This window comes from Paenibacillus cymbidii, assembly GCF_004764705.1.
Lineage (GTDB): Bacteria > Bacillota > Bacilli > Paenibacillales > NBRC-103111 > Paenibacillus_AN > Paenibacillus_AN cymbidii.
This window is the reverse complement of the sequence record NZ_SHLX01000045.1, coordinates 1-16,780: the sequence shown is the minus strand read 5'-3', so window position 1 is coordinate 16,780 and position 16,780 is coordinate 1. Positions and strand designations below refer to the sequence as shown.

The following is a 16,780-nucleotide window of genomic DNA, read 5'->3' as shown; positions in this document are numbered from 1 at the left end:
CGTTCGGGTTGTTTTCCCCGCATACGATCGGGTACACTGTGGAAAAGCCGTCCGAAGGAGTGGCCACCATGCAGCCGGCCGTCGGCCCCCGCAAGAGCGCGATCAGCTTCGACTACTGCACGACGAAGCCGAACGTCCCTTTTTATCACACGCATTCGTTGTATGAAGTGTATTATTTTCACGCGGGCAAATGCAGCTATCTGATCGGGGACAAAATTTACATCCTGGCGCCCGGCGACTTGATTCTGATGTACGGCATGACGCTGCACGGCGCCAACGCCGATCCGTCGGTGCCGTACGCCCGGTCGATCGTGCATTTTGAACCGGCGCTGCTCAGCCCGTTTCTGTCCGTGCCGAACGCCGTCGACCTGCTGCAGCCGTTTCGCGAGCTGCGCAACTATCGCATCAGCTTGAGCGGCGCCGACAAAGAAGAGGTCGAACGGCTGCTGGCGGGCATGAACGAGCACAGCGCCAAACAGAGCCCGGCCGGCGTATTTCGCATGCAGCTGGCGTTTATCGATTTGCTGGCGATTTTGTTCGAGAAGTGCTCCCGGATCACCGTTGGCGACGACCATCAGGAAGGCTCCCCGGACAAGGAGCAAATCGTGCAGCGCGTCCTTGACTTTATAGAAGCCCACTATTCGTGCGACATTCATCTCGGGGAGCTGGAGGCGGAGCTTCACTTCAGCAAATCGTATTTGGCCAAGCTGTTCAAGGACGTGACGGGCATGACGATCTTCGATTATTTGTACCGGCGCCGCATCAACCAGGCCCGCACCTTGTTCCAGCGCGATCCGCGCCGGAGCGTGACCGATGTGAGTCTGGAAACCGGCTTCAAGCATTTGGCGCATTTCTGCCGCATGTTCAAATCGCATACCGGCGAAACGCCGCAATCGTACCGTCGGGCGATCCGGGGCAGGTGACGCACGCGACAGTTCCGAACGAACGGCGATTGCTTAAAGGGAAAGCTCTCGTATATGATGGGAAGTAGCGTTTCAATCATAAGGGAACCCGGGAGGACATCAACATGATTTCATTCGAACGCATCCACCATGTCAGCATTGCGGTGCGCGATCTGCAGACGGCGAGAACGTTTTATACCGATGTGCTGGGCTTGCCGGAAATCGAGCGGCCGCCGTTCAAGTCGACCGGCATCTGGTACGCGATCGGCGGCCAGCAGCTGCACCTGATCCAGCAGCCGGACGGCGAAACGCTGCGCGAAGGCGGCATCGACTCGACCGACGGCCATTTTGCCGTATGGGTGAGCAGCTACCGCGATACGATCGCCCGGCTGGAGCAGGCGGGCGTGGCTTATGACGCCAGGCCGAACAGCGTGGCCGGATTTGCGCAAATTTACATCCAGGACCCGGATCGTAACGTGATCGAATTCGATTCGGCGTACGATTCGTAGAACGCAGCGGATATTTTGGAGAAACGGAAAGGACACAGACATGACGGAGCAATGGCCAAAAGTTGGCGAACCGGCGCCCGATTTTACGCTGCCCGCCTCGAACGGGCGGAAGGTGAGCCTGAGCGGGCTGCGCGGGAAAAAGGTGGCGCTGTTCTTCTACCCGCAGGACATGACGCCGACGTGTACGCAGGAGGCGTGCGATTTTCGCGACGTGTACGGCAAGCTGAAGCGGGCGGGGGTTGTGGTGCTCGGCATCAGCCCCGACGACGTGGCGTCGCACAAAAAGTTTATCGCCCAGTACGAGCTGCCTTACCTGCTGCTGGCCGACGAGGAGCGCAAGGTGTGCGAGCTGTACGGCGTCTGGCAGCTGAAGAAGCTGTACGGCCGCGAGTATATGGGCGTCGTGCGGACGACGTTCCTCGTCGACGAGGCGGGCATCCTGGTGCGGGAGTGGAAAGTGACGCGCGTCAAAGGGCACACCGACGCCGTTCTGGCGGCGGCGAAAGAACTGCCGAAGCAGGACGGCGGGCAAGCGGAGTGAAAATGGAAAAATAGCCCATGAAAAATGGCTTATTTTATGGCGCGAAATATTTGCCCATCGCCACGACCATGCTGCCCATGCGCTCCTCCTCGGGAAACAGCACGCGCACCACGCCTTCCTCGCGCAGCGACTCCGCCGTTACCTTGCCGACGGCGACGGCCAGCACGCGCTCCGCGAAGGCGGCTTGCACCGCCTCCAGCTTGCCGAACCGGGCGGCGCTGCCCATGACGTACCGCACCTGGATCGTGCTGGTGAAAGCGACGGCATCGACGGCCGCCGAAACGATCTCGTCGATCAGTGCGTGAGTGACGTCGTCCTCCGGCGGAATGTGCCGGTACGGCAGCAGCTCCTCGCACAACGCGCCGCGCGCCGCCAGCGTGCCGGTCAGGCGCGGCGCCGGATCGCCGTACAGCTGCAGCGCAACCCGCGCCCCGCGCAGCTCGTGCGGCGCAAGCGCGCGCAGCAAGCCGGCGGTTGTGCCGTCGTCGTCGCGGGCGGCCGGCGAGAGGCCAAACGTGCGCAGCGCATTGGCCGTTTTGTAGCCGCGCGCGGCGATGTTCATGCGGCGCAGCGCGCCAAGGAACGGGTCGGCCAGCCCGAATTTGGCCGCCGCCTGCATCAGCGCGTCTGCCCCGGCGCCGGTCGTCAGCACGATCCAGTCGGCCGGCCGCTCGATCAGCGAGCACAGCTGCCGCTCGATCGACGTATCGTCGAGATAGGCGACGCCTTGCGCCGGGCGCATCAGCGCGGTGCCGCCGAATTTGCCGATCATCCGGCCGAGGTCGTCGGCTTTGCGCGGGCCGGTGACGGCAATGATTTTGCCTTCCAGGCGGGTCATGAGCTTCGCCTCCTTATGCGATGAGCGAACGGGTTCCGCCCAAACTAAGACACCTTGGCGTCCGGACTGCCCGGCGGCGCCGCCAGCGACAGCATGACGTTACCGGATGCATCGACGGTCACCGGATAAGTTGCCACGCAGCCGTCGTCCGGCGCCTGCACGAGACCGTCCGCCAGGTCGATCCGCCAGTCGTGCAGCGGGCAGTAGACGTGACGGTCGCAGACGATGCCTTCGGACAGCTTGCCGTGCTTGTGCGGGCAGCGGTTTTCCACGGCTTTCACTTCGCCGTCCGACAGCCGGAACAGCGCCAGCTCCAGCTCGCCCATCCGGAACACGCGTCCCCGGCGCGCGGGGAACTCGGAAATGTGGCCCACCACAACATCGATCATGTTCATTTCTCCTCTCCTGAATGCAAGGCTCCGCCGGCCGCTTACGCCCCTTGCGTTTCGCCGGCGGCTGCGGCTTCCGGGTCCGCCTTGGCCGTCAGCGCGTCGAACGCTTTGCTCAAATCTTCGTTTTCGATAATTTGCTTCCACGGATCCTGCGTCAGCTCCAGCGTCTTGTCGATGCGCGCGTTCAGCGCGTCGCGGTCGGCTTTGTTTTCCAGCGCCCGTTTGACCGTATCCAGGCCGACCCGCTGCACCCATTCGCTCGTCCGTTCGGCGTAATTCGCCGTTTCGCGGTAATATTGCAAGTAGGCGCCGGTCCACTCCAGCACTTCTTCTTCGGTTTTCACCTTTGCGATCAAATCGGCCGCGCGCACGCGCGTGCCGCCGTTGCCTGCGGCATACAGCTCCCAACCGCCGTCGATCGCCACGACGCCAAAATCCTTGATCGTCGCCTCCGCGCAGTTGCGCGGGCAGCCGGAGACGGCAAGCTTCACCTTGTGCGGCGTGTTCAGCCGCTCGAACCGCTTCTCCATGTCGATGCCCATCTTGATCGCATCCTGCGTGCCGAACCGGCAGAACGTCGAGCCGACGCACGTCTTGACCGTGCGCAGCGCCTTGCCGTACGCATAACCGGAAGGCATGTCGAGCTCCTTCCACATGCCGGGCAAATCTTCTTTCTTCACGCCGAGCAAATCGATTCGCTGGCCGCCGGTAATTTTCACCAGCGGCACGTTGTACTTCTCCGCGACGATGGCGATCTTCTTCAAATCCTCGGGCGTCGTCACGCCGCCGTAAATGCGCGGCACGACCGAAAAGGTGCCGTCCTTCTGGATGTTGGCATGGTTGCGTTCGTTGACGAACCGGGATTCCTGTTCGTCCTCGTGCTCCTCGGGGAACAACATGCCGAGGTAGTAGTTAAGCGCCGGCCGGCATTTGGAGCAGCCTTCCGGATGGCTCCACTCGAGCACGTGCATCACTTCTTTGGTCGTCGTCAGCTTCATCCGTTTGATCGCGTCGACCACTTCGTCGCGGGACAGCGTCGTACAGCCGCAAATGCCTTCCTTTACCTTCGTTACGTTGCCGGCGCCAAGCGTCGCCTCAAGAATCGACTCGACGAGCGGCTTGCAGCCGCCGCAGCCCCCGGACGCCTTCGTGCAAGCTTTGATTTCGCGCAGCGTGACGCAGCCTTTGTCCGTGATCGCCTCCACGATCGTATCTTTGGCGACGCCGTTGCAGCCGCAGATGATTTCGTCGCCGCTCATCGCCGCTACCCGCTCCGCTTCGCTGACCGGCTGGCCGCCGTTGCCGCTGCCGCTGCCGCCGCCCGGGCCGAACAGCAGCTCTTTTTCGCGTCCGGAATAGTCCTGGCCCCCGCGAATGGCCGCGAACAGCTTCGCGCTGTCCGACGTATCGCCGAACAATACGGCGCCGACCGGCTTGCCGTCCTGGAACACCACTTTTTTGTACACGCCGTCGAATTCGTCCTGTACGCGAACCGACCGGGTGCCCGGCTCGTCGGCAAACCGGCCGGCCGAGAAAACGTTGACCCCCGACACCTTCAGCTTCGTCGATACGACCGACCCCTGGTAGCCCGGCGAGTCGACGGCGGCAAGCCGCTTCGCCAGCACCGCGCCCTGCTCGTACAGCGGGGCGACCAGGCCGTACACGGTGCCGCGGTGCTCGGCGCATTCGCCGACGGCATAAATGCCAGGAACCGACGTCTGCAAGTGGTCGTCGACGACGATGCCGCGGTTTACTTCGATGCCGTTCGCCTTGGCCAGCTGCACATTCGGCCGGATGCCGACGGCCATCACGATCAGATCGGCTTCGACGTGCGTGCCGTCCTTGAAGCGCAGGCCGCCGACCCGCTTGCGGCCGAATATCGAGTCCGATTGTTTTTCCAGCAGGAACCGCATCCCTTGCCGTTCGAGCTCGGCCTGCAGCATGATCGCCGCGGTCCGATCGAGCTGGCGCTCCATCAAATGAGAGTAAATGTGCACGACGCCGACTTCCATGTTCAGGTTGAGCAGGCCGCGCGCCGCTTCGATGCCGAGCAGCCCGCCGCCGATGACAACCGCTTTGCGGTACGATTTGGCCGTTTCGATCATCGTTTCGCAGTCCTTGATATCGCGGAAAGCGATGACGCCTTCCTTGTCGGCGCCGGGCAGCGGCAGCATAAATGGAAGCGAGCCCGTTGCCAGCACAAGCTCGTCGTAGTCCGCTTTGATGCCCTGATCGGTCGTAACGATCCGTTTGGCCGTGTCGATGGCCGTTGCCGTATGGCCGGCATGGAGGGTGATGTTGTTGTCGCGGTACCAGTCCCAATCGTTAAGCACGATGTCCTGCATGCCCGCATCCCCGGCCAGCACCGACGACAGCATAATCCGGTTGTAGTTGGGGTGCGGCTCGGCGCCGATGATCGTGATATCGTAGCGGTGGGGACTAAGCTTCAGCAGCTGCTCGACGAACGATACGCCGGCCATGCCGTTGCCGATCATCACAAGTTTTCGGTTCATCGCTTCTTCTCCTTCGTGATGCTGAAATGAAAAAGCCTACCCCGTCACATGGCTCGTTCGCCATGACAAACAGGATAGGCTTCATTGCCTCGTTCTTGCGGCACGCCGTTGTGCCGGCTTTCGTCTTTGCATGCCATCAGTATAAATGGCGGGTGAAATTGTGTCAATATAGTTGACGCCGAAACAGGCTGAGTGCAAAATAATTGCATGGATCCGTGTACAGTGTCAGAGGATTATGTTATATTTTATAACACATAAAAAGCCGTTCGAACGGATGGGAGGAGGTCGGTCCGATGCTGAAAGCGGTCATGATCGTCGAAGACGCGGCTCGCCTCGTTTCGCTGCACAGCCTGCAGCACCATTGCCGGCAGCTGATTCGGGTCAAGTCGGAGACGGAAGTCAAAGAGCGGCTCGAATCGGTCGAGGCGGTTGTGCTTCACGTGCCCGCCGCCAGGGCGAGCGAATGGCAGGAAACGATCGCCGGCATGCGCAAGCTGCCGGTATTTTGGTTCTGCTCCGAAACCGCTTCGCCGAAGGAGATGGACTGGGGCTATACGCTCGACGGCGTGCTGTTCGCCACGCTCGGCACTGTCGAGATGCAGTTCGCGCTGAAGTGGGGCATACGCACGTTCCAGTTGCGCAAACGATGGGCCGAGGAACGCGAGCAGCTGCTGCAGCGCATCGAGGAGCGCAAATGGATCGACCAGGCGAAAGCCGTCCTGTGCGAAGTGAAAGGCATTTCCGAGGCGGAGGCGTACGAGTTTTTGCGCAAACAGGCGATGAAGGAACGCAAGCGGATCGGCGATATCGCCGCTTCGATCGTCAAAGTGTACCAATTGATCCACGGGTAAAAGCGTACAGCCGGCCTCCAGAAAATTTTTCTGAAAATGAATGTGAACTATATTGACATCATCTCCGGGGCTCGCATATAATCCAAACTAAGTTCACAATGACGTGAATCGACGATAACGGGCGCGCACACCGTCGTGCCGCCGTTGGCAACGAAGCCGTATGGCAGTCTGATGACTGCGGTGCGGCTTTTTCTGTTTTCTGCTGTGCGAATCATCCACATTTCGAGAGGGGCGTTACCGGCATGGTGAATCGGGACGGTTTTTTGAAAAGCGGGCATACGCCTTCGCTGCTCAGCGCGTTTTTGTATTTTGACACCAGCTTCATGATCTGGGTGCTGCTCGGCCCGCTGGCCGTCGTCATTATGAGCGACTACCCGATGGACGCGGCGCAAAAAGCGAACCTCGTGGCGCTGCCGGTGCTCGGCGGCTCCGTGCTGCGGCTAGTGCTCGGCTATTTGACCGACGTGATCGGGCCAAAACGCACCGGCCAGCTCGGCATGCTGCTGACGATGGTGCCGCTCGTCTGGGGCTGGCAATTTGTCGATTCGCTGAACGAGCTTTATTGCGTCGCGCTGCTGCTCGGCATCGCCGGCGCATCGTTCGCCGCCGCCTTGCCGCTGGCCAGCCGCTGGTATCCGCCGCAATACCAGGGGCTCGCCATGGGCATCGCCGGCGCGGGCAACAGCGGCACGGTGTTCACGACGCTGTTCGCCAACCGCATTGCCCAGCATTTCGGCTCGTGGGAGCTTGTGTTCGGTCTGGCGCTGATTCCGATCGTCATCGTGTTCCTGCTGTTTACTTTTCTCGCCAAAGACAGCCCGGACCAGCCGTCGCCGCGCAAGCTTAGCGACTACGGGGCGGTGCTGGCGCAGCGCGATACATGGCTGTTCTGCATCCTGTACGGCGTGACGTTCGGCGGTTTTGTCGGCATGTCCAATTATTTGACAATTTTCTTCAATACGCAATACGGCTTGTCTCCGGTGCGCGCCGCCGACTTTACGACGATCTGCGTCATCGCCGGCAGCTTCTTCCGGCCGATCGGCGGCTGGCTGGCCGACCGCATCGGCGGCGTGCGCATGCTGACGATGCTGTACGGCATCGTGGCGATCATGATGGCGGCGGTTTCGTCGCTGCCGTCGCTTGGGCCGATGACCGGGCTGTTGTTCGTCGGCATGATGGCGCTCGGCATGGGCAACGGCTCCGTGTTCCAGCTTGTGCCGCAGCGGTTTCGCAAGGAAATCGGCATGGTCACCGGCATCGTTGGCGCAGCCGGCGGGCTCGGCGGTTATTTCCTGCCGAAGCTGCTCGGCAGCCTGAAGCTGTCGACCGGCTCGTATACGCCGGGGTTCCTCATCTTCAGCGGTGTGGCCTTGCTGTGCATCGCGCTCATCGCCGTGTTCCAACGCTCGTGGAAACGGTCGTGGATCGCCGGCGGCGGCAAAGCGCGCGCCGAACAGCCGGCGGCTTCGTAAGCCAAGCCGGATACCGTCGAAATTGCGTACACCGAGGTTGATTTTTCCCGGATGGAGGGATAGACATGGTCGCCATGCAAGCTGCCGAACCGAACCGGCCTCACACCCACTGTTGCTACTGCAGCATGCAATGCGGCATCGAGCTTGTGCGCAGCGCGCCGGATGCGGCGCCGACTGTCAAGGCGAGCCCGCACTTCCCCGTCGCAACGGGAAGGTTGTGCCAGAAAGGCATGCACGCCATGGCGCATGCCGTGCATCCCGAACGAGTGCTGGCGCCGATGCGCCGCCAACAAGCGGCCGGTCCCGGCGAAGCGTGGAGCCGCGCCGGCTGGGAGGAGGCGCTGGACGATATCGCCGCGCGTATGTTGTCGATTCAGGAGCGATACGGCCGCGATGCGGTGTCCGTCTTCGGCGGCGGTTCGCTGACGAACGAAGTGTGCTATTTGCTCGGCAAATTCGCCCGGGTTGCGCTGCGCTCCCGGTATATTGACTACAACGGCCGCTACTGCATGTCGTCGGCGGCTGCGGCGCAAATGCGCGCCTTCGGCGTAGATCGCGGGATGAGCCTGCCGCTTGACGACATTCCGCTGGCCAAGTACATCATTCTGGCGGGCACGAATATCGCCGAATGCCAGCCGACCATGGTGCCGTACATCCTCGCGGCGAAAAAAAACGGCGCCATCGTCGTCACGATCGACCCGCGCCAAACGATGACGGCGAAGCTTGCCGACATCCATGTGAGCCTGCAGCCCGGCTTCGATTCCGTGTTCGTGAACGGATTGCTCCATCATATTGTGCACGGCGGTTTGTATGACCAGGCGTATGTCGCCGCCCATACGAACGGACTTGCCGAGCTGCGCGACGCGATAGCGCCGTTCCCGCCGGACCGGGTTTCGCTCTACACCGGCATCCCGGTCGAGGTCATTCGCACGATCGCGGCCGGCTTCGCCCGCGCCGAAACGGGCATCGTGCTGACCGCGCGCGGGCTGGAGCAGCAGGTGAACGGCGTCGAGCATACGCTGAACTACATCAACCTGTGCCTCTTGACCGGCAAAATGGGCAAACCCGGCTGCGGCTTCGGCGCCGTCACCGGGCAGGCTAACGGGCAGGGCGGGCGCGAGCACGGGCAGAAGGCCGACCAGCTGCCCGGCTATCGGTTGATCGAAGATCCGGAAGCCCGCCGCCACGTCGCCGGCGTCTGGGGGATCGATCCGGACGAGTTGCCAGGCAAAGGCGTGTCCGCCTACGAGCTGTTCGGCAAAATTCACGACGGCAAGATCAAGGCGATGCTTGTGCTCGGCTCGAATCCGCTTGTTTCCAGTCCGAACAGCGCCCGCGTGGCGGAAGCGCTGGCGAAGCTGGAGCTGCTCGTCGTCGTCGACATGTTCGCCACCGAAACGGCGGCTTACGCTCACTGGCTGCTGCCGGGATCGTCATTTCTGGAGGCGGAGGGCACGCTGACCAACCTCGAAGGCCGCGTGTTCCATCGCGAAAAGGCGCTGCCGTCGCCGGGCGAAACGATGGAAGATTTTCGCTTGATCGGCCGGCTTGCCGAGAAGCTGGGGAGGGGGCGCTACTTCCGCTTCGACTCGCCGGAGGACGTGTTCGCCGAGTTGGCGCGCGCCTCCGCAGGCGGCAAAGCCGACTACGGCGGCATGACGTATGCACGGATCAAGGAGCGGCAAGGCTTGTTCTGGCCGTGTCCGGCCGAGGGCCATCCCGGCACGCCGCGGATGTTTGCGGATGGCCGGTTCGAGCACCCGGACGGGCGGGCGCGGCTGCACGGCATCGTGCCGCAGAAGCCGGCGGAAACGACGGACAGGGATTACCCGTACATCCTGACGACCGGCCGGCTCGGCAATCATTATTTGAGCGGCGCCCAGACGCGGCGAACGGAGGGCCTGCTGAAGAAGGCACCGGTGCCCGTGGCCGAGCTGCATCCGTCGGTGGCGGAGCGCATCCGGCTGCGCCACGGCGACCGGGTCCGGCTGACGACGCGGCGCGGCTCGCTGGTGTTCGATGTGAAGCTGTCGGCGGACATCCATCCGACGACCGTGTTCGTGCCGTTCCATTGGGGCGGCGAGCAGAGCGTCAACGCGCTCACGAACGACGCGCTGCATCCGGTGAGCCGGATGCCGGAGTTCAAGGTTTGCGCGGTGCGCGTGGAACGCGAAGCGGCGGAGTGAGGGTGGAGCCAGTGAGAAAGGCGTAGCGAGGCGGGGGCGAGGAGAAGCGCAGGGGCGAGGAAGGCGGGGCGTGAGAGCGGAGCGAGGGCGAAGCAAGGCCGAATCGGCCGTTCAAGCGAGAATGGAGCGGACGTTTCGCAAAACGGCTTTCAGGCAGTCCGAATCGACGGGAACGTTACCCGCCACTTTTATGTTTCGCTTGCGCACATCCAGGCTTTTGAATTGATCGGTCAAAATAACTCCCGTGAACGGCAAGCCTTCCGGAAGCGGCACTTCAAAAGCATAGTCTTTCGTTTGGTTCGTAATGGGACATACAACTGCAAATCCCGTCAATTCGTTAAATGCAGACTCGGACAAAACAATGGCGGGACGGCGCCCCGCTTGTTCCCGTCCTGCTTGCGGATCGAAATCCAACCAGACAAGATCGCCGCGTGCCGGAATGCTCAAATTAGCTCGTCCCCTTCAATACCCATATCGATTTCCTCATGGCGCGGAGAATCCGGCTTTATTTTCGCTAGCAGGCTGTTAAGATGCTCTCGCAGCTCCTCATTCGCCCCTTGCGGACGCAGCGGACGCAGCAGGATATGGTTATCCGGCGTGAGCACTGCTTCCAATTCGCTTCCTTCTTCCAAGTTCATGCGCTTCAAAAACTGATTGGGGATCCGGACGGCGCAACTGTTCCCCCATCGGCTAAGGGTTACGGTCGTCACGAGGATCACGTCCTTTCCAGTTGGATGGCTCAATTATAGCTCACCTCTTCGAAGAAGTATATCTACAAGATATACAATTTGCCACTGTACCATTCATTGCTCGCATAATTATTGATAGAATCCGGATCTTCCCGGGTGCAACCGTTATGTACTTGTCAGGGCTTACATGCATAAGAAAAACCGTCAGGGAAGATCGCCCTGACGGTCCTTTTGGGGCTTGGAGTCTGAAGGGGGCTGCTTTTTTGCCCCGCGGCCATCGGGGCATGCCCAATGTCGCGTGGCAATTTGGCTTGACCGGCAACTGCCAAGCCTCAGCGAGGCCGGGCCGATGCAGGGTAAGGCTGGCCTTGTGAGGGAGGATCGCCTCTCGTGGATCAGACACTTTGCTTCATGCGCGCCATTCCCTCATCCGCCAACTAACTACCTGCAAAATAGGCCTTATTTTCTTGCCTATTTCGCCAAAAACGGGCCGTCTATACGAAATAGCCAGTGATTTCACTGGCTATTTCGCTTGAAATGCCTATTTTGAAGCGATCTGGGTCAAATAACCAGTGTTTTCACAGGCTATTTCTGTCGAGCCAGGCGATCGAGGGCAAATAGGCCATTTTTCATGGGCTATTTGATTGCCGAGCAATCAATCGGGCCACTCAAGGGGGGCTCGTCAGAATGCTTTTTGCAGATTTTTGCGCAAGCTTCCTATTTGCCCGCCTTGACTTCGTCCAGCAGGCTCAGGTCGAGAAATTTGCTCAGGTCGAGCTCTTCCTTCTTGACGTCCTTGATGTAGCCGGCGTCGATCGACACTTTGGCCAGCTCTTCGATCGCCGCTTTGTTCACGTCGCCGGTCAGCTTCAGGTGCGAGATGGCCGCCTTGATCAGCGCGATGTCAAGCCCTTTGCCGCTCAGCTTGGCTAGCTGGTTATTGATCAGCGGGTACGCCTGGTCCGGATTTTTGTTGATGAATTCGATCGCTTCGAGATTTGCCTTGACGGCGCCCTTGGCCAGATCGCGGTGATCTTTCAAAAACTTGTCGCTGGCAGCCAGGATGACGAGCGGATAGTCGCCGTTGTTCGGCGGCACTTTATCCCACGGCACGAGCGTCGAACCAATGCCTTCCTGCTCGATTTGCGTGCCCCACGGCTCGGGAATGAGCGTGGCGTCGACCTGCTTCTGGCGGAACGCGACAAGCGTGTCGGCCGGGGCGATGGCGATCAACTGCACGCCGGAGCTGTCGGTCGTTACTTTCAACCCTTCCTGCTGGAGCAGCAGGCGCAGCGAAATTTCGTTCGTGCTGCCCTTGGTCGGGATGGCGACGGTTTTGCCGACAAGGTCCTTGACCGACTTGATGCCGGAATCCTTGCGCACCGACAACACGGCGCCGCCGTTGTTGGAGCCGGAGATGACGCGGAAGTTTTTGCTCTTCAGAAACTGGTTCGTCGCCGGGCCCGGGCCGGTGAAGCCGAGATCGATCTGGTTCGTTGCGAGCGCCGTGGAGAAGTCGGAGCCGTTGTCGAACGCTTGCACTTCGATCTTGACGTTCGGGCCCCAATATTTTTCGAACAGCTTGTTTTCGAGCGCGATGTAGCCGGAGGCATGCGTAACGTTTTTGAAAATGCCGAGCTTGACCGTCACCGGCGCCGAAGAAGCAGAAGGAGACGGCGATGCGGAAGGCGACGAGCTTGCCGCTGTCGAAGGAGCGGCGGAAGCGGACGGCGAAGGCGATCCGGCGCCGTTCGAATCTTTTTTGCTGCCGCAGGCGGCCAGCACGAACGTTAACGAGAGCATAAAGGCGAGTACAAGACCGATTTTTTTCATGGGCGGATTCCCCTCTTTCTTGTCATGGCAAAATTATTTCTTCAGGCCGTAGCGCACGAGAATGACGTCTTCCAGCCGTTTGAAGCAGAAATGGTCGGACAGCGTGCCGAGCACGGCGATGATAATGACGATCGACAGCATCAGCGCCGTGTCGCCGAGGTTGCGGCCGTCCTGCAGCAGCTGGCCGAGCCCGGCGCCTTTGGCGATCAGTTCGCCGGCGACGAGCGCCCGCCAGGCGAACGCCCAGGCGACGCGCAGCCCAGTGATCAGATGCGGCAGCGCCGCCGGCACCATCACCTGCGCGAACAGCCGCAGGCCGTTTCCGGTGCCCATCACCTGCGCCGCCCGCAAATAAATCGGCGGGATGTTCATGATCCCGGTGCGGCTGGCCAGCGCCATCGTCCAGGCGGCGCCGAGCGTCGTGATGAAGATGACGGACGTGTCGTTCAGCCCGAACCAGATGATCGCAAACGGGAGCCAGGCGATACTGGGCACTGTTTGCAGCGCAACGACGAGGAAGCCGAACGTGTCGTCGAGCAGGCGCGAGCGGGCGAACAGGAAGCCGAGCACGATGCCGGACGAAACCGAAATGGCGAAGGAAACGAGCAGCCGCCTCATGCTGCCGAGCATCGCGTCCCACAGTTGGCCGTGCACGAAGCCGTCGCGGAACGCTTCCACGGTTTGCGTGACGGAAGGAAACTTCCAGCCCCAGTCGAAGACGTTATATCCCGTCTCCCACGCCACCAGCAGGATCGCGATAAAAAGCGTCCTTCTTAAGGCGGTAGCCATCCCCCATCTCCTCCTTCAGCACTTTTTCCAGCTCTTCGGCCAGTTCTTCGAGAATGCTCGATTCCGCCCGGTGCAGCACCGAATCGCCGAGCAAACGCGGCCTTGCCGAGTGGATCGGGAACTCCCGCTTGATCCGTCCGGGCTGCGTTGCCATCACGACGACTCGGTCCGAGAGCAGTACCGCCTCGCGAATGTTGTGGGTGATGAACAGAATGGTTTTGCCGGTGCGCATCCAGATGTCTTCCAGATCCTTGTGCAAAATCATCCGCGTCTGCTCGTCGAGCGCCGAAAACGGTTCGTCCATCAGCAGAACGTCCGGATCCATGGCCAGCGCCCGGGCGATGGAAGCGCGCTGCTTCATGCCGCCGGACAGCTCGTGCGGATAACGGTCGGCGAACTTGCCGAGATGCACCGATTTGATGTGTTCGGTTGCCAGCGCCAGTCGTTCCTTCTTGGGCACGCCTTTCTGCTTCAGCCCGAACGCCACGTTGTCCTGCACCGTCAGCCAAGGGAAAAGCGCATGCTCCTGAAACACGACGACGCGATCGGCGCCCGGTTTGACGATCGGCTTGCCGTGAATCGTTGCCGTGCCTTGGTCGGGCCGTTCGAGGCCGGCGACCAGGTTGAGCAGCGTCGACTTGCCGCAGCCCGACGGGCCGAGCAAGGAAACGAACTCTCCTTTCCCGATCGTCAAATCGATTTGCTCCACGGCGACGTAACGTCCGCCGGTTCGCTGCGGGAACGATTTGCTGATATTGTGCAGCTCAATCATGGCGATAGCTCCTTGTGCAAGGTTGCGACCTTGATCTTATACCGACTAATAATATCGGAATTATATGAAATGTCAATACAAAAAACAAGACCGCGTCCCCGATCAGGGACTCAGTCTTGCCAAGGATACCGGAGCGTTAATTACGATTCGTTGACAATGAAACTTTTCGTTTCTTCGTCCCACTGAACGTCGGCATCGAACGCTTCCCCGATGAAGCGAACCGGGACGACCGTGCTGCCGTCAACGATTGCCGCCGCCGTCTCCAGCTTCACTTCTTCGCCGTTGATCGTGGCGATGTCGCTGCCGATGACCAGCTTGATGACGACGCCGTTCTTCGCGACGGTAACGGTGCGTTCGGCTTCGTTCCAATCTACCGTTGCGCGTAGAGCCGCCGAAATGGCGCGGAACGGGACGAGCGTGGAGCCGTTCCGGATCAGGGGCTGCACCTCAAAATCGACCCGCTCGCCGTTAACATACCCTTTGATAGCATGGTCGCCGCTCTTTTCGAACAGCTTGCCCAGCTTATTGTAATGCTTCAGATTGCTGATGTTTTCCTTGATCGCGTCTTGCTGCGCTTCGATCGCCTGGTCGAGTGCGCCCTCGCCCTCGTAAATCTCGGCGAGCTGCTCCAGCGCTTCGTCCGCAAGCTCGGCGGATTGCTTCAAGTTGCGCAGCGCGTCCCGCAGCGCATCGGCGTATGCGAGCAGTTCCTCGCGGGTGAGAGTCTCGCCGTAGACATCTCCGGTTACCGTGCCAGCGCCGCCGGAGGCGTATACGCTGCCGTAAACGCCTCCCGTGACGCCATACACGTAAACGGTCACCCCGTGGCCTTTGCCCTTGAGATACAGCCCGTATACAAGATCGGTAATGCCGTACCGCTCGCGAAGCTTGCCTTCAATCACGTCGGAGGCGTGTTTGCCCTGCACGTGCCCGAATGCGTTCAGCAGCCCGAAGGGCACGCTTTTCACCGGGGCGCCGTATGTATCGCCAGTCACCGATATGCCGCCTCTCGTCTCCGGCTTGCCGCGGTTGTCTTCGTTGTTTTTTCCTCCCTCGTTGCCGGAGCGGCGATCGTTGTCCTTGTTCCCGCCGTTGCCCTGCCCGTTTCCGCGGCCCCCGTCATCGTGCTGTCCGTTGCCGTTTCCGCGCGAAGGCGCGTTCGTTTGCGGGCTTTCTTTGCCGTCATGGTCGCTTTTGGCAAGCCCGGTGCCGGCGAACGTAAAGCTGAACGCCAGAACGAGCGCCAATGCGACGATCCAATCTTTCCTCAATGTCGTCCCTCCCGAGTTGAATGCTCCGACGTTTTTGCTGAAATTGTCGAAACGTCAATATTGAGTGTACCCGGGCAGGGCATTTTCGGTAAATAGTCTGAATGTCGTTGTTCGTTCCTCCAGTTGCTTGATCGGCAAGCAAACGGCCGGGAAAGGACTAGGCTAAAATAACTGTTTTGCATAAAGTGTGTCGCAACTCACAAAACAGTGATGACAAGGAGCGGAGGCGTCGGAAAAAATAAAGCGGGTGTTGCGCAGCTGCGCAAACCCGCCAAACAAATCTTACTTCAAATACCGTTCCTTGATAACTCCGATGTGATGCAGCTCATGTCCCGCGGTAATGTAAGCGAGCGCCCGCGCCGTCGTTTCGCCGTTGCTGACGTAGCCTCTTCGGGACCAAGCATCCTCCGGCAAGCCGCGAAGCAGCGTCAGCGTCGCCCGGCGCACGTTCGTCCAGTCCTCGATCAGCTCCGCCAACGTATACGAATCGAAAGCGGCTCCTTTGACGAATTCGTTCTCGTCGAATCCCGGCAGCGGCGTTTTGTCGCCGCGCGCGATCCGCAGCAGCCGGTAACTCATCACGCGCTCCGTGTCGGCGATATGGCCGACCACTTCCTTGAGGCTCCATTTGCCCGGCGCGTACCGGTGCAGCGCGCGTTCCTCCGGTATAGCGGCAAGAAAGGCGGCGTTCGTCTCCAACTGTTCGGTCAAAATCGCCTGGATGCTCCCTTCCGGAACGAGGCTGACGTACTTGTCGAAGTAGGAAGCGTAATCTTCTTTTGCCGGTCGTACGCGCATGTCGCATCATCTCCTGGCCTGGAATAGGTACTTATAAAAATAGTACCGCTGTCGGGCGATAAAGTCCAGATTGGTCTTCTGCCGTGGAGGGATCGTAAAGGGAGGCGGAGCGAGGGACGGCGTGCCGATTGATGGATGGGGCGGTGGATGGAAAAGGTGGCGCATGAAGCGAGGAGAGAAGAAGGAAGGGAGAGGACCGATTAATGTATTCAGGTTAAGGCCAAAGCAAGTTTGCATTGCTTGGAAGGTTAGCGAAATAAGGCTGATTTCAGCCTTGCAGCGGCGTTTCGGCGAGCGGTGTACCTTTGTCAAGAAAGTAGACACACAATTTAAGCGATCTGCTGTTGCTCGTAGTACCTTTTTTCGCATAAATGCGGGGTGAGGTAACCAATTGACGAATGGATGCGAGTGCGATTGTAATCAA

16 protein-coding genes are annotated in these 16,780 nt (G+C 60.4%); 6 read left to right on the top strand and 10 right to left on the bottom strand.

Features of this window, described 5'->3' with window-relative positions; translation table 11 throughout:
- The first annotated feature begins 68 nt into the window (after positions 1–68).
- From EXY20_RS35530 to bcp, 3 genes are all read left to right on the top strand, one after another.
- On the top strand, positions 69–923 hold the full coding sequence (locus tag EXY20_RS35530) for an AraC family transcriptional regulator (protein ID WP_135557177.1): 855 nt from the start codon (positions 69–71) through the stop codon (positions 921–923).
- Positions 924–1,027: 104 nt separating this feature from the next.
- On the top strand, positions 1,028–1,411 hold the full coding sequence (locus tag EXY20_RS35525; RefSeq protein ID WP_135557176.1) for a VOC family protein: 384 nt from the start codon (positions 1,028–1,030) through the stop codon (positions 1,409–1,411).
- Positions 1,412–1,451: 40 nt separating this feature from the next.
- Positions 1,452–1,952 carry a thioredoxin-dependent thiol peroxidase gene (bcp, locus tag EXY20_RS35520; RefSeq protein WP_135557175.1) on the top strand — a complete coding sequence of 167 codons (501 nt, stop codon included), beginning with the start codon at positions 1,452–1,454 and terminating at the stop codon, positions 1,950–1,952.
- A 34-nt stretch (positions 1,953–1,986) separates the two neighbouring features.
- On the opposite strand, the gene EXY20_RS35515 is transcribed toward bcp, so the two are convergent.
- Genes EXY20_RS35515 through nirB form a run of 3 tightly spaced genes read right to left on the bottom strand, consistent with a single transcriptional unit; the run spans position 1,987 to position 5,695 of the window.
- Positions 1,987–2,790 (bottom strand): uroporphyrinogen-III synthase, encoded by an 804-nt coding sequence (locus EXY20_RS35515; protein ID WP_135557174.1) that lies wholly within the window; start codon positions 2,788–2,790, stop codon positions 1,987–1,989.
- A gap of 44 nt (positions 2,791–2,834) precedes the next feature.
- Entirely contained in the window at positions 2,835–3,179 is a 345-nt protein-coding gene (gene nirD / locus EXY20_RS35510; RefSeq protein WP_135557204.1) for a nitrite reductase small subunit NirD, read from the bottom strand.
- Between the two features lie 41 nt (positions 3,180–3,220).
- A complete protein-coding gene (gene nirB / locus EXY20_RS35505) occupies positions 3,221–5,695 on the bottom strand; it encodes a nitrite reductase large subunit NirB (RefSeq protein WP_135557173.1) in 2,475 nt (824 codons plus the stop codon).
- Between the two features lie 293 nt (positions 5,696–5,988).
- Here nirB and EXY20_RS35500 point away from each other — a divergent pair, with 293 nt between their 5' ends.
- The 3 genes from EXY20_RS35500 to EXY20_RS35490 all read left to right on the top strand — a co-directional run bounded on the left by EXY20_RS35500 (position 5,989) and on the right by EXY20_RS35490 (position 10,204).
- Positions 5,989–6,546: an ANTAR domain-containing response regulator gene (locus EXY20_RS35500; RefSeq protein ID WP_135557172.1), complete on the top strand. Its 558-nt coding sequence runs from the start codon at positions 5,989–5,991 to the stop codon at positions 6,544–6,546.
- Between the two features lie 242 nt (positions 6,547–6,788).
- Positions 6,789–8,018: a nitrate/nitrite transporter gene (locus tag EXY20_RS35495; protein ID WP_207671392.1), complete on the top strand. Its 1,230-nt coding sequence runs from the start codon at positions 6,789–6,791 to the stop codon at positions 8,016–8,018.
- A gap of 65 nt (positions 8,019–8,083) precedes the next feature.
- Complete coding sequence (locus tag EXY20_RS35490) at positions 8,084–10,204, top strand: molybdopterin oxidoreductase family protein (protein ID WP_135557171.1); 2,121 nt, start codon at positions 8,084–8,086, stop codon at positions 10,202–10,204.
- 111 nt (positions 10,205–10,315) lie between these two features.
- Here the strand turns inward: EXY20_RS35490 and EXY20_RS35485 are convergent, their stop codons facing one another.
- The 7 genes from EXY20_RS35485 to EXY20_RS35455 form a co-directional block, all read right to left on the bottom strand.
- Positions 10,316–10,651, bottom strand: coding sequence for a type II toxin-antitoxin system PemK/MazF family toxin (locus tag EXY20_RS35485; RefSeq protein WP_135557170.1), 336 nt, complete (start codon positions 10,649–10,651; stop codon positions 10,316–10,318).
- The gene (locus EXY20_RS35480) at positions 10,648–10,914 is read right to left on the bottom strand and encodes an AbrB/MazE/SpoVT family DNA-binding domain-containing protein (protein ID WP_235886355.1); all 267 of its coding nucleotides are present in this window, start codon (positions 10,912–10,914) and stop codon (positions 10,648–10,650) included. The genes EXY20_RS35485 and EXY20_RS35480 overlap by 4 nt, the downstream gene beginning before the upstream one ends.
- A 696-nt stretch (positions 10,915–11,610) precedes the next feature.
- Complete coding sequence (locus EXY20_RS35475; protein WP_135557168.1) at positions 11,611–12,726, bottom strand: ABC transporter substrate-binding protein; 1,116 nt, start codon at positions 12,724–12,726, stop codon at positions 11,611–11,613.
- 33 nt (positions 12,727–12,759) lie between these two features.
- The gene (locus EXY20_RS35470) at positions 12,760–13,515 is read right to left on the bottom strand and encodes an ABC transporter permease (protein WP_135557167.1); all 756 of its coding nucleotides are present in this window, start codon (positions 13,513–13,515) and stop codon (positions 12,760–12,762) included.
- Positions 13,448–14,287 carry an ABC transporter ATP-binding protein gene (locus EXY20_RS35465; RefSeq protein ID WP_135557166.1) on the bottom strand — a complete coding sequence of 280 codons (840 nt, stop codon included), beginning with the start codon at positions 14,285–14,287 and terminating at the stop codon, positions 13,448–13,450. The genes EXY20_RS35470 and EXY20_RS35465 overlap by 68 nt, the downstream gene beginning before the upstream one ends.
- Before the next feature lie 140 nt (positions 14,288–14,427).
- On the bottom strand, positions 14,428–15,558 hold the full coding sequence (locus EXY20_RS35460; RefSeq protein WP_135557165.1) for a stalk domain-containing protein: 1,131 nt from the start codon (positions 15,556–15,558) through the stop codon (positions 14,428–14,430).
- A 282-nt stretch (positions 15,559–15,840) separates the two neighbouring features.
- Entirely contained in the window at positions 15,841–16,356 is a 516-nt protein-coding gene (locus EXY20_RS35455) for a DinB family protein (RefSeq protein WP_135557164.1), read from the bottom strand.
- Between the last annotated feature and the right edge of the window lie 424 nt (positions 16,357–16,780).